The organism is Arsenicibacter sp. R0_47 (assembly GCF_057652235.1).
The window spans coordinates 61101-76448 of the sequence record NZ_JBYFCJ010000017.1; the positions used below are offsets into that span (position 1 = coordinate 61101).

Below are 15348 nucleotides of genomic sequence, written 5' to 3' on the forward strand. Positions count from 1 at the left end.
CGCTTACGGACATGTACGCCCGACAGTCAGGGTACGGCTGACGGGCGTACCGGTGCCGCACGCATTGGCATTGGTAACGGTGAGGGTATAAACGCCTGCCGTTGTGAGACCTTCTACAGCCACAGCGTACATGCTGCTTTGCCGGAATACCTGGCTGAATACATATCCGCTGGTATTAGTTACTACAAACGATGTACCGGAAGCCAGGCCCTGCAACCGTACGGGGCAGGCCGTTTCGTTGACTGACAGCGTATGAATCGCTGCCGGCGTTGGCAATACCTGCCCCACCACCGCGCTTCCGCTGGCGGTTGCCGAACAGCTGCCGGTCAGACAGGTTGCCGAAATCACCGTTGTACTGAGCAGATTGGCCATTGTCAGTACCGGCCCGATAGCTCCTGAAGCCCAGTGCACGGTACCAGCCAGACAGCCTGTTACGGATAAACTGCCCGGCTGACCCTGACAAACCGTGACCGACTGAATACTGATTACCGGTGGTTGCAGATTCTGATTTACTGTCAGGGAATTGCTAACCGCGCTGCACCCGTTTGCATCCGTGACACTGACAGAGTACGTTCCCGTTTGCTGAACGACATACGTCTGACCTGTACTCCCATCGGGCCAGGCATATGTCGTTGCATCCGTATTGGCCGTCAGGGTCAAACTGCTTACGTCGCAGGTAAGCGTTGCCGACGGAGCAGCGGTAACGGTGGCCGACGGCAGTGTCTGCACGGTCACGTTAAACGCCGTTGAGGTAGCGCTGAGGCAGTCACCCGTGATACCCAGTCGATAAGCCCCCTGATCGGCAGGTGTTACCGCTGACAGCGAAAGTGCCGTGGTGGATTGAGCCGGATTCAGAAGTTGCCCGTCCTTGTACCATTGATAACTCAGGCCCGTGCCGGTAACACTTACGCTTGCAGTTACATTTCCGCCGTTGCAAACGGTTGTTGCACTTACCGGCTGTTGCAGAATCAAGGTTGAGATCAAGCCCCCGTTTTGTACTTCATACGCCCCCATGTCAATCGTACAACCAGTCCCGGTCAGCCGTGGGTTACCCGCGATATCCTCCGGCGGGCCTCCTGCATTCGCATAGGCGGCGGTATTCCCCTGATTTACGGCACTAGCGGTGACCGACAATACGGCGCTGGTTGCCGGGACAAAAGGTGAGGTGTTAGTGGTCAGGTTGTTGGCGCCCGTGAACCCCGTCGTACCCGTTTCCAGCAGACTGTAGTTGATCTGCGTGCTGCTACTGCCGACGATGTTGTCGTTAACAAACAAGCCCGTTACCGGACCGTTGCCGTATATAACACAATTCGTCAGCGATGAATGGCTGTTGAAGATGTTATTTACAACACCCCCGCTGCCCGCACTGTTATCCGAAAAACTACAGGTAAGCCACACGGCTGTACTGCCAAAACCGTTATTGCAGACTCCGCCCTGCGACGAGGCCGTATTGCCCAGAAATACACTGTTGATAAACACAGGTGATGCATTTTCTGTCGATACTGCACCACCGTCAGCACTGCTGTTGCTCACAAACAGACTGTTCACGTAGTAACCACTGCTCCGGTTCTCATACACTGCTCCCCCTTTCCCTTCGCCCACATTGTTGGCAAAACGACAACCCGTTACCGTCAGGCTCGTCTGATTGTTGAAAATGGCCCCACCAAGACCCGAGCTCCCTTTAGCCACGTTGCCGATGAATTCACAGCCAGACACCAGCAGGCTTCCCCCCTCGGTATACAACCCCGCACCCAGCGACTCCAGACTGCCATCCCCCCGGCTGTAGCCCCCGCTGATGACAAAACCGTCCAGCACTACCGTGCCCGCATTGCCCTCATTACGCACCACTTTGTAGACATTGTTGGCAGGATCCACCGTACCGATGTCCCCCGACAGCGTGGTGCTTGAGGGCTGCCCAATCACCGGCCGGATTGCAGCCCGGTCGCTCAGACGGGCCTCCGTACCGGCAAAGCCCCCGTAGACCTGCACCCCGTTCCGCAACCGGAAGCTTGCCGAACGGTCGGAGCCGGTTGTAGGCTTATAGAGTCCGCCGGCCACCCACACCTGCCCGCCGCTCAGGGCCCATACTGCATCAATGGCACCCTGTAAATCAGCTGTCGCGTTCTGCCAGGTGCTGCCGTCACCGGAACCGCTTGCCACCGGTCTGACGTAACGGATTACCTGCGCCGAAGCCGAAAGACTCAATAAGAAACTATTAATGATTAACAACAAACGCACAGTTTGCAGAGCACTTATCCGGCTTACTACCCGATTCATAATGACAAGGATTATGTTGCTCCCCAGCCGACAGATACGAATAAGGCAGAGGATACCTTAAGGTGTGTAAAGTAAATTAAAACACAGAAATAATCTGTAAATTGTAGTTTTTCATATGAGTTATTTTGGCGGCAAAGCACAAAAAAAAGCCTCCATCTGCCGGAATACCGGCAGATGGAGGCTCCCCTGGCGGGCTATTCGCTGTTAATGATCGGCGTTCGACTCCACACCCACGACTGACAAGCGGTAGGGCGTAGCCGAGACCTTGATAGTTTTCTTACTGGTCAGGTTAGCCGTTTCCACCTGAAGAATCTGTCCCGTTTTAGGCTGGGTAATGTACAGGTATTTCGAGGTTGCTTCGAGCTGCGGCTTCTGCGTTTCGGCCTTATCGGTTGCCGCGATGACGACTGCGCTTCTCAGCAGTTTGTTGGTTTTCAGCTCATATACCTGCACTTCGCCGGAATGGAGCAGCACCACAAGCTGATTACCGGAGTAGTCAACTTTACACTGCATAATGTCTTTGTTGGCAACCACCGGCGTCACCTTGCTGTTAGTTACGTCGATCAGGTAAGCACCCATTGCGGCCGTATACCCGACAAATACGCCGTTTCCTTCCAGAATCGTGCCGAACCAGGCCGTACCGAAATCGGCCGGATGGGCAATAAGCCGCTGGCTCCCATTGGCGTCAACAACCAGAATCCCGCCCGACGACCCGAACAGGGCCACTTTGCCATCGCTGGCATTACCGTGAATACCTTTAGTCTGCACCGTTGAGGCGTACACCTGCTTACCGCCCGCGTCAATAACTTTCACGCGTTCGGGCAATGTTCCGGCCACTGAGCCGTCTTTCTCCGTGATGGCATACAGACCGTTATCAAACTTTGTCATAGCCCCGTGGTGCGCCGCATTACCGGCGTTAATCCGCGTCATTTTAGCACCGGTGGTGTGAAAATCTGCTTCCTGTGCAATGTCGAGCGTACCGTCACCATCGTTGAAAATAATCATTTCATTGCCCTTGCTCTTAAAGTGCGTCGGTAGTTTGCCGTCACTGGCAATGGCTGCCCACTTGGGCGTACCTTTCACATCGACATGATCGCCGTGATTTTCCAGACCGGTATCAAATGCCTGTACCAGGTTATCGGCGCGATGTACCAGAACACCATACCGACCCGACTGCATCGTATAGGTTGCCGCCATCGGAAAGCGGGCCTGCTGCATTAACACCTCGCCTGTCCGTGGATTAATCAACGATACATCTGTCGTTTTTTCGTCCGTTACCAATACACGGATGTGTTTGAATTCCTGCGCATCCTGCGGATCAACATCGTCATTATGCTTACAGGCGCTGACCAGAATGGCCAGGCATAGCCCCGCAAGTCCTGAAAAGTAAAAGCGTTTGTTCATAAGTTTAATACCTTTTTAATGCAACAACGTTGCAAAAATAGCACACATGCCTACAAATGCAACATAGCTGCAAATAATAGCTTTATAAATAACCGGGAATGATGCATGAGCAGTTTATATCATGGATGAATCTGCGGCCGGCACACTCCTGAGTTACAGTGCGTAGGTTCTGCCCTGTATGTGCTTTTACCGGTATGAAAAAAATATGCCTGATCCTCTTCTGGCTGCAAGCCCATGTACTCCTGGCGCAGCCCGCCGAACGACTCATTAAGGTAGTCGTGGCCCCTGACCATACCGACTGGACCTATAAAACCGGCGAAACAGCCCGCTTTGCCATTTCGGTCCTTAAAGACGGCAACCCTGTCAAAGGGGCGAAGGTGCGGCTGGAGCTTGGTCCCGAGAAGATGGACCCGACCCGTAAAGAGACCGTAACCCTCACCACCGGTACCCTGACCATCGACGGCGGTACGATGAAGACAGGCGGCTTTCTGCGCTGCATTGCCTATGCCGAAATCGACGGCAAGGAGTATAAGGGCCTTGGTACCGCCGGTTTTAACCCGCAGGACATCAACCCGACCGTCGAAAACCCTGCCGATTTTACCGGCTTCTGGGACAACGCCAAGGCTGAACTGGCTAAAATCCCCCTCGACGCCCGCATGACGCTGCTGCCCGAACGCTGCACCGAACGCGTGAATGTCTACCACGTCAATATCCAGAACTGGGGCAACTCACGGCTGTACGGCATTCTGTGCGTACCGAAAGCACCCGGCACCTATCCGGCCATGCTGAAAGTACCCGGTGCGGGCATCCGGCCGTATTACGGGGATGTGGCCAACGCCGAAAAAGACGTCATTACGCTTGAAATCGGCATCCACGGCATTCCGGTGACGATGGATGTATCGGTTTACAACAACCTGGCGGCCGGTGCGCTGTCGGGCTATATGCTCTTTAACCTCGACGACCGTGACCGCTACTACTACAAGCGCGTGTACCTCGGCTGCGTCCGCGCCCTCGATTTTCTGACGAGTCTGCCACAGTGCGACGCCAATCGCCTGGCCGTAACGGGTGGCAGCCAGGGCGGGGCGTTGTCGATTGTAACGGCCGGCCTCGACAGCCGCATCAAATACCTGGCGGCCTATTACCCGGCGCTGAGCGACATGACCGGTTACCTGAAGGGCCGTGCCGGTGGCTGGCCGCACATGTTTACCGGTGGCAGCAACACGTTTACCAACAAGGCCGACAAAATCAAAACGGTTGGTTATTACGATGTTGTCAATTTTGCGCGGCAGGTGAAGGTTACGGGTCGGTATTCGTGGGGTTTCAATGACGAGACCTGTCCGCCTACGTCGATGTATGCAGCGTATAACCTCATTACGGCTCCGAAAAGCCTTGACCTGTACCGTGAATCCGGCCACTGGACCTATCCGGAGCAAACCGAAGCCATGAACAACTGGCTGCTGGAGCAGCTGAAAGGGAATGTAGCGAAGAAATAAAATAACCGGAATACCGGAAACCGCGTACCGTCAGGTCATGCCTTTGTGGCGTACCTGACGGCACGCTTTGTTTTCGGACAATGACCCGGGGGGCTACCGACGCCTGCGGCTGTACAGGCCCTACGGGCCATAGCCTCCGGCCGACACGGCCTGAAGGGCCACAATCATTTACCCCGTGCACCGCGCGGGGCGACAAACGCCGCACAAGCCAACACGGCCAGAAAGGCCATAATCATTTACCCCGTGCACCGCGCGGGGCGACAACCGCCGCACAAGCCAACACGGCCTGAAGGGCCACAATCATTTACCCCGTGCACCGCGCGGGGTAGCGCCCGGAGCAACAAACGCAGCGATGCATGAGGCCACGTACGGGCGGTTACCGCCGCACGGAGAGCTCATGAATCGCTGCGTGATGTTTTTTGGGAAAAGAGTAAAATGCCCGCGTCCGGCATGCTGCCGGGAGGGCATCACCTCAGGCGAGGTGACTGCGGATTTTTTCGGCCGTTTCGGTCAGTTCTTCCTGTGTTAATTTCAGTTTACTGCTGAAATTCATATCCGCCATGCTGTTGAGCGGAATCAGGTGAACGTGCGCGTGTGGTACTTCAAGCCCGATAACGGCGACCCCGATGCGTTTGCAGGGAACCGCTTTTTCAATAGCCGGCGCAATTTGTTTAGCAAACTGCATCAGTCCCGTATACAACTCATCGTCGAGGTTAAACAGATAATCAACCTCTTTTTTCGGGATCACCAGCGTATGCCCGACGGCACACGGAAATGCATCCAGAAAAGCCAGATAGTCGTCGGTTTCAGCAATTTTGTGGGCCGGAATTTCGCCGGCAACAATACGCGAAAAGATAGAAGCCATGCCAGTTTTGTTGTAGAATGAAAGCGCCATGCCAATGCACGGCAACGCCGGACAAATTAACGCCCAATGTCGATAACCTCAAACTCCATCATACCGGCCGGTACTTTGATTTCGGCTACTTCGCCGACTTTCTTACCCAGCAGCCCCTTGCCGATCGGTGAACTTACCGAAATCCGGCCCAGTTTCAGGTCGGCTTCTTCTTCGGATACCAGCGTATAGGTCATTTCAGCACCGTTGCGCTTATTTTTGATCTTTACTTTCGACAACACCGACACCTGCGACGTATCCACAGTTGACTCGTCCAGAATACGGGCGTTGGCCACGATATCTTCCAGCTTCGAAATCTTTAATTCCAGCAGGCCCTGAGCGTCCTTTGCTGCGTCATACTCAGCATTTTCACTCAAATCGCCCTTATCACGCGCCTCGGCAATCTGACGGGCAATATCCGCCCGGCCTTTGGTTTTCAGATCACTTAACTCAGTTCTCAGCCGCGTTAGTCCTTCTTCAGTATAATACGAAATCTTTGCCATAACTTACTTAATCTACTCGGTTCACACTGGTTTCAGTCACGAGAGGCATGACGCGTAACCGATGCGAATCCCATCGCTTTACCCGTCATGCCCCGTATTATAAAAACAAAAAGAACGGTACACTGACCGTTCTGCAAGCAATTTCTTTTCTTTGCAGCTACGTCAGAACACACCGGCCATACCGAAACGTTTTGATAGCATATGTCGATTCAGTTTTGTTTCCCTGCCAACCAACCGGTCGCCATTGGGATGACAAAAATAATAATACTTCGGGGCCATTTCAAGTATCGGGCCCCTGTTCTTAAAAACAATGACGCAAAAAATGATTCCTCCGTTGCGAATAATTTTTATGGGTACGCCCGACTTTGCGGTAGCGAGCCTGCAAAAACTGATTGACGCCGGCTGTCAGGTCGTGGCTGTCGTGACAGCACCTGACCGACCTTCGGGACGGGGGCTGCAGGTGATTAGTTCACCGGTTAAAAAAGCCGCCGAAGCCGCCGGTATACCGGTTCTGCAACCTGAAAAATTACGCGATCCGGACTTTCTGGAGCAACTCCGTTCATACAAGGCCGATCTACAGGTAGTGGTGGCTTTCCGGATGCTGCCGGAGGTGGTCTGGGCTATGCCAACCATCGGTACATTTAACCTCCACGGCTCACTCCTGCCCCAGTACCGCGGTGCTGCTCCGATCAACTGGGCCGTAATCAACGGTGAGACCGAAACGGGTGTAACGACCTTTTTTATCGAAAAGGAGATTGATACGGGTCAGATGATTTTTCAGGCTACCGAACCCATCCACCCCGACGATACGGCTGGTTCCCTGCATGACCGCCTGATGGCACTGGGTGCTGATCTGGTAGTAAAAACGGTCCGGGCGATTGAAGCAGGCGAGTACCCGCGCACGCCGCAACCCGTGTCCGGTGACCTGAAACCGGCCCCGAAATTGTTCCGCGAAACGACACAGATCAGCTGGGAACAGCCTGCCGCCCGAATCCGGGATTTTGTCCGTGGCCTGGCCCCCTTCCCCGCCGCCTGGACAATGATCAACGATAAGTTTTATAAAGTATTTGCCGTGTCGGTCGCCAATGAGTCGCCGTTCGACGCTGAGCCGGGTCAGGCGTATTCAGATCATAAAAAGAAAATCCTCGTCCGCGCCGCCGACCAATGGCTATCCATTGACCTGCTTCAGGCCGAAGGCAAACGCCGGATGACCGCCGAAGAGTTTTTGCGGGGAAATAAAATCTAAAAAGGTATTTTTGCCCCGTAGAGACGCAATATTTTGCGTCTCAAAAACGACCGGCCTTACCGAAACTGTTGACTAAGACGCAGCCACGAGACGCAAGATGTTGCGTCTCAAAACGACCGGCCTTACCGAAACTGTTGACTGAGACGCAGCCACGAGACGCAAGATGTTGCGTCTCTAAACGACCGGCCTTACCGAAACTGTTGACTAAGACGCAGCCACGAGACGCAAAATATTGCGTCTCTACATGTATCAAATACGATTACAGATGAAAATTTCCATGATCTGGGCCGAAGCCGAAAACGGCACCATCGGACGCGACAATAACCTGCCCTGGCATTTACCCGACGATTTTAAATATTTCAAGGAAACGACCAGCGGCCATCCGATTATTATGGGCCGGAAATCATTTGAATCCCTCGGCAAACCACTCCCCAAACGCACGAACATCGTCATTACCCGCAATCCGGATTTCCGGCCGGAGGGTGTTACGGTGGTAAACAGCCTTGAAGACGGCATCAACGCAGCACAGGCCGTTAATGGGGAGCAGATCTTTATTATCGGCGGAGCCGAAATTTACCGGCAGGCACTCCCTCACGCTAATACACTCTATATTACCGAAGTACACAAGCACTACGAAGGCGATGCGCATGCACCTGCCATTAACCGGAGTGAATGGAATGAGGTAAGCCGTATACATCACCCCGCCGATGATCGCCACGAAGCCTCTTTTGATTTCGTTGTTCTTACCCGAAAATAGTTTTCAGTGCAATTTCATTTCAGGTAGCTACCCGTTTTTATAACAATAAAGGTTAATCTTTCGGCCTTATAGAGTACAAAACAAATAGTAACTTTCCAAACTAAATACTATATTTTATTCTTTATTGGAAATTTAATCCAAATATTATTCTACAATAAAATTATCCGGTTAACTTTGTCAACAATAATAAACAGAACCGTAACATCCGGACTTCAGGCAAAAGTCCTACAAAAGACAATTTTAACGCAAAATGAACCGTGTAGTATGAATGTGTGTCGGACGTGGGGTTGGGTTGTGAAAACAGGTTCCAGCTACGAATAATCTCTCTATCAGTTAAACAATCCTGTTTACCATTTCTTTCTGTACTTCGTTGACCGGCCGGCAGGTAAGCCTCGACCTTCAGACGGTATTAAGTGCCCTCTTTTCTGATTACCGCTAATACATCTGCTGATCGCTCAGCCAGATCCGTTCCTCTTTTTCCGGGCCGTATCCTTCGGGTTATCGCACGACTAACCTAATGAGAAATTTTTGTTTATTGTTTTTCCTCTTTGCCTTTAGTGTGCATACACTGAAAGCACAAGTGCAGATTGCCTCTCCTCAATCGCGTATTGTTTATCAGCGTAATAAGAGTAATCAGGCTAATGTGATGGTAGCCGGAACTGCTCCCGGCAATGCCACCCGCGCTGAAGCACGGCTCGTAGCCATTAACGGCGGTCAGACGACCGACTGGGCCAACATTCCCCTCCTCTCATCCGGCAAGGCCTTTAAGGGATCACTAACCGGTCAGGCCGGTTGGTACCAGCTCAATGTCCGGGTCTGGAATAACGGTACGCTGCTCGGCGAAAGTACCGTTGACCGCGTCGGCATCGGCGAAGTATTTATCGTGGCGGGCCAGTCAAATGCAGTAGGTGTTCAGGCAACGGAAGGCGCTACCGACGACCGCATATCCTGCGTCGATTTCCGGGACAACGACCTGCATGAACAGTTGCTGCCTGTTGCATTCAGTCAGGCCGTGACGGGGGCTAATATTGGTCCGTCGAACCCGCTGCATGTCTGGGGAATGCTGGGTCAGCGCCTCGTTCAGCGGCTGAATGTGCCGGTACTGATGCTGGGCGCGGCACAGGCCGCCACCACCAGTGAGCAATGGCGGCGTACGGCCGAGGGTACCGGCGACGCGTCAGGAATGCCTTACCGGCGTTTAGGCGTGGCCATTCTGCACTATGCCTCCCGGACCGGTCTGCGCGGCATCCTGTGGCACCAGGGTGAAGGTGATGTCGGGCGCGGCGGTGACCAGTATATCAGCAATCTTCAGTACATCATCAATAAAAGCCGGGAACAGCTTAACTTCGGCAACCTGGCCTGGGTTATTTCGCGGGCAACCTACACCTACGGACAGACGGATGAGAGCGTTATTTCGGCTCAGAACCGGCTGATCAACATCGTTCCCAATGCCTTTGAAGGCCCTTATACCGACATCCTGACCGGTAGTGAAAACCGGCCGGACAATGTTCACTTTGGCGGTACCGGTCTGCTCCGGCTGACTGAAATGTGGAACCAGAGCCTGAACGATGACTTTTTCAACCGGTCTACTCCGTTCAGTGTCAGCGGCGATACGCCCTTGATTACCACCGGCCACATAACTCCGTATAACCGCGCTTCCGGCGAACAGATCTGGGTACCTTACGTACAACGTGGTCCGTTCGAAAGCACAAACCAGTTTAAGGCACAACTCCTGTCTGCCACTGGAACCGTAGTAGCCGAATCCGGTACAGGCACGCAGAATCCGTTACCGCTTCCGTTGCCGGGCAATCTGCCGACAGGCACCTATCGTGTCCGGGTTGTGGCGACGCAACCGGCCATTGCCGGTACCGCCAGCGAGGCATTCCGGATTACACAGGGTGGTGCTCCGTCGGGCAGCAATGAACAGCCGGTATTACCGAATGTAATTGGCGGTCAGCCGGATCCCGCTATCATCCGGATCGGTTACCGCTATGATGCACCAAGTCACGGCTTTTCGCTGCTGATCAACGCAACCAGTGCCACTGACGTCCGGATGGAACGGATCGACGGCGGTTATTTCGGCGAAACAAACTGGGCAACCGCACCGGTTAATTCGGAATACGGCAGCTTTAATTTCGGCCGCTATTACTCACCTGCTTCGGTAGGTGTCGGTGGCGTTGAGCCGGGCAGATACCGGTTATCCGCCCGCAAGGCAGGCAACAGCGGTGCCGGTCAGTGGGTCGAGGTAACACTGGTTGACGGCCGGAATACCATATTTCAGGCTGACAGTGACGGTATCATCACTACGTCGCCGGCCACAACAACAACGACTCCGCCAAGTGCAACGACCACGACCCCTCCTGCCTCAACTACAACGTCAGACCCGACCACTCAGCCAGGCACACCACCGGTTACCGTGTATGTACAGCGGATTGGCTACAAGTACGATGCCCCGACACACGGCTTTCAGCTACTGGCTCAGGCCAACGGAGCTGTTGAAATGAAGCTGGAACGGCTGGATGCTTCCTTTGGAGAAACCAGCTGGGGCAACGCTACACAGAGTCAGGAATTTTTCAGTTTCAACAATTTTCGTTACTACGCGCCGCAAGGCATGGGCGTAGGCGGCGTTGAAGCTGGCCGCTACCGCCTGTCGGTTCGCAAACCCAACGATGCCAGCACGTTAGTAGCCACCGAGGTGACGCTTGAAAACGGCATTCATACGATTTCGGTTATGGATACCGGCCAGCCGACCATTCCGACAACCTGGGATAAACCGTTACCGGTTAATCCGGCTACTGATGTGGTTATCCGCGCCATTGGCTACAAGTACGACATGCCAACCCACGGCTTTCATTTGCTGGCCGATGTGACCGGATCCGTAGAAATGCGTCTCGAACGTATCGACGGCGGAACCTTTAACGAAACGAACTGGGCAGCGGCCACGCCCAACAGCGAGTTTGGGGGCTATTCTGTTACCCGCTATTATGCCCCCCTCGCCATGGGCGTGGCCGGTGTCGAAGCTGGCCGCTATCGCCTGTCGGTCCGCAAAACCGGCGATAACAGCAATGGACAGTCGGTTGAGGTTGATCTGCAGAACGGCTTATTCGGCGTCGGGACGGGCAGTGTCAATTCGGCGAAACAGGATGTCATAACAACACCCCAGCCGGCACCGGCAAACGGCCGGCTGGCAGCCATTGGCTACAAATACGACATGCCGACCCACGGCTTCCAGTTGCTGGTAAATGCAACGGCAGCTGTTGAAGTAAGGCTGGAACGGCTGGACGGTTATTTCGGTGAAACAAACTGGGCAACCGCTACGGCCGGCAATCAGTATGCCGGGTATACAAACTTCCGGACCTATAACCCGTTAGCAATGGGTGTGGGCGGTGTTGAGCCAGGGCGCTACCGGCTGTCGGCACGTCTGGCCGGTGATACCGGTTCAGGCACCAGTACAGATGTTACGCTGGGCAATGGAAGCTTCGGTGTCTGGGCTCCGGCCGGTCGTCAGGCGGTTGTCAGCGAAGCCGCTACTACGTCGCCCGAAGCCAGCTGGCGCGTGTGGCCCAATCCGGTTAACCGCTTCGCAACGGTATCCCTGCCGGTTACGGCGACAGCTAAAGCCTTACGCGTGGTTCTGTTCTCAGCAAGCGGCGTTCCGGTCAGCATCGCCGAACCCGCCATCCGCAATAACCAGCTGGAAGTAGACCTGAACCAGGTTCCGGCCGGTCTGTACCTTCTGCGTATCTCCGACGAGATCCAACCCCTCCAGACGGTCAGAGTGATTAAAGAGTGAAAGAGCGGCTGCTTTAGCGGCTAAAGAGCGAAAGAGTGATACACTGACGCAGCGAAAGGTGGCTAACCCGGAATACGTACCCTGGGCCAGCCACCTTTCGCCGCTTCGGCGGATCGCTCTTTCACTCTCTCGTTCTTTCACTCATTTTATCTTCATAAGCAACGTCACGATATTCGACACCATGGTTGTGGTGCGGTAATAGTGACCGTAGCGAAGTTCAATAGCGTTCAGGTGTTTGATCCCCAGCACACCGCCCGGAGGAGCCAGCCGCAGGCCGGTACCGACAAAATGACTGTCGAACCCGGAAACGTCATAGTCGCTGGTGTAGTACTGGCTCGTGGCCAGGTGTTTGGCATAGGGCGCAAAATACCGGACCGCCGTCTGGGTATTAAACCGGTAGAACGGACTGAGTGAAATAAACGAGGTAAACTTAATCGGCACCTCAAGACTGGCGGTATGAGCCGTCATTCCCCAGCTGTCTACGTAATAGCGGTAGAAAAAGCGCAGGATCGTTTTATCACCGAGAAAGTAACTGGCCCGCATCCCGATCGGCAGCTTCATCCGGTTACCGGGCAGCTTTTCCACCCGCTCCGAACCATCCGTAAAATAGACCCGGTGATATGGCGTACTCAGTAAGCCCTCCTGAAACGACGGTTCAACGGTAACCAGCATCTGCAACCGCTTATTGATCACCTGCGATACCGAAAGTGACGCATTGTAAGAATTTCTCGGTTTGTAGGCAATTGGTGCAAAGTCATTTCTGGATCCCGAGCCATAGGTTACCGACCGGAGCTCGGCCGGTAAAATAGCCGACCAGGTATCAAAAAAAGCACCGGCTTTCAGGCTCACTTCCCGGTTATTATCCCGCGAGCCTTGTGCCATGCTGAATGTAATACCGCGGGAAACGTAATCATACTCTTTTGAGAAATAGCCGCTGACACCGGCTGTACTGTTGGTCACTTCATCCTTCACACTCCACGACAGCGTCCCATACCGGTGAATATCCGACATGGAGGCCGACGAAATAGTCCGCGGGTCAATATTATCCGACGAAGCAGACGTGTAATAATCAATTGTTCCGTCGGCATTGATAGTATGCAGGCGGTTGCGCTTATCCCGGAACGACAGCCTGACTTCGAGCGAGTTGGCATAATCGGTCAGTTTTTCGGTACCAATCCCGCCCGTTACGGCTGAGCGGTTGCCATCCTGCTCATAATAGCTTGAGACAAGGTTAATTTCTTCCAGTTTCAGTTTTCTGGATGTATAGGACGTATTCTGTGCCGGCTGCTGGCCCTGCCCGCGGGCAGTAAACAGGCTAAGCAATAAGCCAACGGTTACGGTGAGTTTTTTCATCTGCTGCTTTGCTTAGTTACAACCACAACCTCCGCCACTCTTGCCACCATTGGCCCCTGCCGCGCCCTCGCGGTACAGGTAGAAGTTTGTTTCGAACTTTTCCGACTTGCGGCCGGCCAGTTCCATTTCTGAGTCGTTGATGCGGTTTTTCTGGTATTCTTTAACCGGCACGCACGACGCCAGACTAAACAATAATCCCAGACCGGCAAAGGCCGCTGCTTTTTTTGAATAATTCATAGGGGAGTTCGTTACGAATCAATAGTTATGTTGGCCGATGTATAGACACGATCCTGATCATCGACAATCACACAGGCCAGCCCGCGAATCTGGTTAATCAGGTTCAGGCCCGCCCGAACGCCCATCACCATCACCGGTGTTGCCATCGCATCCGCAATTTCGGCATTCGGACAAATAATGGTTACGCTTTTGATGCCCGTCACGGGCAAACCGGTTTTCGGATCAATGGTATGCGAATAGCGCTTTCCGTTGATGAGGGCATATTTCTCATAGTTTCCCGACGTGGCTACCGCGAGATCACTGATGTTCATGTACGAGAACGCTTCGTTGCGGGCATTCGGATTGGCAATACCGATGGTCCAGGGTTTGCCGTCGGGCTGCATGCCCCAGGTCGTCAGGTCACCGGCGGCGTTGACCACGCCGCTGGCCACGCCCGCTGATCGCAGCAGTTGCCGGGCCATTTCGGCGGCATACCCTTTCCCGATTCCCCCGAAGCCGATGCGCATACCGGATTCCCGCAGAAGAACCGATTGCTCCGCTTCGTTCAGGATCACGTTGCGGTAATTAATCAGCCGGACGAGCTTGCGGGCAGTTGCCGGATCAGGCAATTCCGTCAGCTGCGTGTCGAAGTTCCAGAGGCGTTTGTCGATGGAGCCATAGGTGATGTCGAAAGCACCCTGCGTCAGCGCTGACAGCCGGAGCGACCGCTGGATCAGCCCGAACACTTCCCGGTCTACCCGTACGGGTGCGATACCCGCCTGCCGGTTAACCAGTGCTGTCTGACTCTCCTCACTGAAGGTTGTCAGCAGTGCCTCAATGCGTCTGATCTCACCGATGGCCGCATCAATCTGCTTTTCAGCCCACTGACTATCGGCAGCCACCACACTGATTTCGAACCGGTTACCCATCAGCCGCAGGACTTTCTGATGAATCAGGCCGGACGGATCAGTTTGCAGGGTGGGTAGCTCCATCCAGTTCCTTTACAAATGCGTCCGGCGTTTCATTAACGTAGCCATCCCAAACCTTTACTACTTTCCCGTTAGCATCCAGCAGTAAGGTCAGCGGAAACTTACCCTGGGTATTATACGTCTCAGCCAGTGCTTCATTACGAGCCATTTGGGCTTTATCAGGCTGATTTTTTTTAGAACGGGGAAAATCAGCCCGCACCAAGACCAGGTGGTCAGCCGCGTAAGCTTTAAAGGCATCGGCTTCAAAAATGTCTTTTTTCAGTTTGATACAGGGTGCGCACCAGTCTGAACCTGAAAAGTTCAGCAGAATGTATTTGTGCCCTTGCGACGCTTCGCTCTTCGCTTTGTCAAAATCAAGACCCCAGTCAGCCGATACGCTCAGCAGGAACGTAGTCAGCAAAATAGTCAGCATTTTCATGTGGAGT

General features: G+C 53.9%; 12 protein-coding genes. 4 read left to right on the forward strand and 8 right to left on the reverse strand.

Annotation, left to right across the window (positions count from 1 at the left end):
- Nucleotides 1-3 precede the first annotated feature (3 nt).
- Both AC23NW_RS23460 and AC23NW_RS23465 read right to left on the reverse strand, forming a co-directional pair.
- Nucleotides 4-2277, reverse strand: coding sequence for a hypothetical protein (locus tag AC23NW_RS23460; RefSeq protein ID WP_487452496.1), 2274 nt, complete (start codon nt 2275-2277; stop codon nt 4-6).
- Between the two features lie 204 nt (nt 2278-2481).
- A complete protein-coding gene (locus AC23NW_RS23465) occupies nt 2482-3681 on the reverse strand; it encodes a hypothetical protein (protein WP_487452497.1) in 1200 nt (399 codons plus the stop codon).
- A 194-nt stretch (nt 3682-3875) separates the two neighbouring features.
- Here AC23NW_RS23465 and AC23NW_RS23470 point away from each other — a divergent pair, with 194 nt between their 5' ends.
- Nucleotides 3876-5174, forward strand: coding sequence for an acetylxylan esterase (locus AC23NW_RS23470; protein ID WP_487452499.1), 1299 nt, complete (start codon nt 3876-3878; stop codon nt 5172-5174).
- 472 nt (nt 5175-5646) lie between these two features.
- On the opposite strand, the gene AC23NW_RS23475 is transcribed toward AC23NW_RS23470, so the two are convergent.
- Nucleotides 5647-6039 carry an HIT family protein gene (locus tag AC23NW_RS23475; RefSeq protein WP_487452501.1) on the reverse strand — a complete coding sequence of 131 codons (393 nt, stop codon included), beginning with the start codon at nt 6037-6039 and terminating at the stop codon, nt 5647-5649.
- 56 nt (nt 6040-6095) lie between these two features.
- Nucleotides 6096-6569, reverse strand: a complete 474-nt coding sequence (greA, locus tag AC23NW_RS23480; RefSeq protein WP_293836624.1) for a transcription elongation factor GreA — start codon at nt 6567-6569, stop codon at nt 6096-6098.
- 322 nt (nt 6570-6891) lie between these two features.
- Here greA and fmt point away from each other — a divergent pair, with 322 nt between their 5' ends.
- From fmt to AC23NW_RS23495, 3 genes are all read left to right on the forward strand, one after another.
- Nucleotides 6892-7815: a methionyl-tRNA formyltransferase gene (fmt, locus tag AC23NW_RS23485; RefSeq protein ID WP_487452503.1), complete on the forward strand. Its 924-nt coding sequence runs from the start codon at nt 6892-6894 to the stop codon at nt 7813-7815.
- 265 nt (nt 7816-8080) lie between these two features.
- A complete protein-coding gene (locus AC23NW_RS23490; protein ID WP_487452505.1) occupies nt 8081-8572 on the forward strand; it encodes a dihydrofolate reductase in 492 nt (163 codons plus the stop codon).
- A gap of 517 nt (nt 8573-9089) precedes the next feature.
- The gene (locus AC23NW_RS23495; RefSeq protein ID WP_487452506.1) at nt 9090-12365 is read left to right on the forward strand and encodes a sialate O-acetylesterase; all 3276 of its coding nucleotides are present in this window, start codon (nt 9090-9092) and stop codon (nt 12363-12365) included.
- A 141-nt stretch (nt 12366-12506) separates the two neighbouring features.
- Here AC23NW_RS23495 and AC23NW_RS23500 read toward each other — a convergent pair whose 3' ends face one another.
- Genes AC23NW_RS23500 through AC23NW_RS23515 form a run of 4 tightly spaced genes read right to left on the reverse strand, consistent with a single transcriptional unit; the run spans nt 12507 to nt 15341 of the window.
- Nucleotides 12507-13718: a DUF3570 domain-containing protein gene (locus AC23NW_RS23500; RefSeq protein ID WP_487452508.1), complete on the reverse strand. Its 1212-nt coding sequence runs from the start codon at nt 13716-13718 to the stop codon at nt 12507-12509.
- A 12-nt stretch (nt 13719-13730) separates the two neighbouring features.
- Complete coding sequence (locus AC23NW_RS23505) at nt 13731-13955, reverse strand: DUF4266 domain-containing protein (protein WP_293836616.1); 225 nt, start codon at nt 13953-13955, stop codon at nt 13731-13733.
- Nucleotides 13956-13966: 11 nt separating this feature from the next.
- On the reverse strand, nt 13967-14926 hold the full coding sequence (locus AC23NW_RS23510) for an FAD:protein FMN transferase (RefSeq protein WP_487452509.1): 960 nt from the start codon (nt 14924-14926) through the stop codon (nt 13967-13969).
- Nucleotides 14901-15341, reverse strand: coding sequence for a thioredoxin family protein (locus tag AC23NW_RS23515; RefSeq protein WP_293836612.1), 441 nt, complete (start codon nt 15339-15341; stop codon nt 14901-14903). The genes AC23NW_RS23510 and AC23NW_RS23515 overlap by 26 nt, the downstream gene beginning before the upstream one ends.
- Between the last annotated feature and the right edge of the window lie 7 nt (nt 15342-15348).

Coding starts and splice junctions, on each gene's coding strand:
- AC23NW_RS23505 (WP_293836616.1), bottom strand. CDS start 13,955: ATGAATTATTCAAAAAAAGCAGCGGCCTTTGCCGGTCTGGGATTATTG.
- AC23NW_RS23515 (WP_293836612.1), bottom strand. CDS start 15,341: ATGAAAATGCTGACTATTTTGCTGACTACGTTCCTGCTGAGCGTATCG.
- AC23NW_RS23510 (WP_487452509.1), bottom strand. CDS start 14,926: ATGGAGCTACCCACCCTGCAAACTGATCCGTCCGGCCTGATTCATCAG.
- AC23NW_RS23490 (WP_487452505.1), top strand. CDS start 8,081: ATGAAAATTTCCATGATCTGGGCCGAAGCCGAAAACGGCACCATCGGA.
- AC23NW_RS23495 (WP_487452506.1), top strand. CDS start 9,090: ATGAGAAATTTTTGTTTATTGTTTTTCCTCTTTGCCTTTAGTGTGCAT.
- AC23NW_RS23500 (WP_487452508.1), bottom strand. CDS start 13,718: ATGAAAAAACTCACCGTAACCGTTGGCTTATTGCTTAGCCTGTTTACT.
- AC23NW_RS23465 (WP_487452497.1), bottom strand. CDS start 3,681: ATGAACAAACGCTTTTACTTTTCAGGACTTGCGGGGCTATGCCTGGCC.
- AC23NW_RS23475 (WP_487452501.1), bottom strand. CDS start 6,039: ATGGCTTCTATCTTTTCGCGTATTGTTGCCGGCGAAATTCCGGCCCAC.
- AC23NW_RS23470 (WP_487452499.1), top strand. CDS start 3,876: ATGAAAAAAATATGCCTGATCCTCTTCTGGCTGCAAGCCCATGTACTC.
- fmt (WP_487452503.1), top strand. CDS start 6,892: ATGATTCCTCCGTTGCGAATAATTTTTATGGGTACGCCCGACTTTGCG.
- AC23NW_RS23460 (WP_487452496.1), bottom strand. CDS start 2,277: ATGAATCGGGTAGTAAGCCGGATAAGTGCTCTGCAAACTGTGCGTTTG.
- greA (WP_293836624.1), bottom strand. CDS start 6,569: ATGGCAAAGATTTCGTATTATACTGAAGAAGGACTAACGCGGCTGAGA.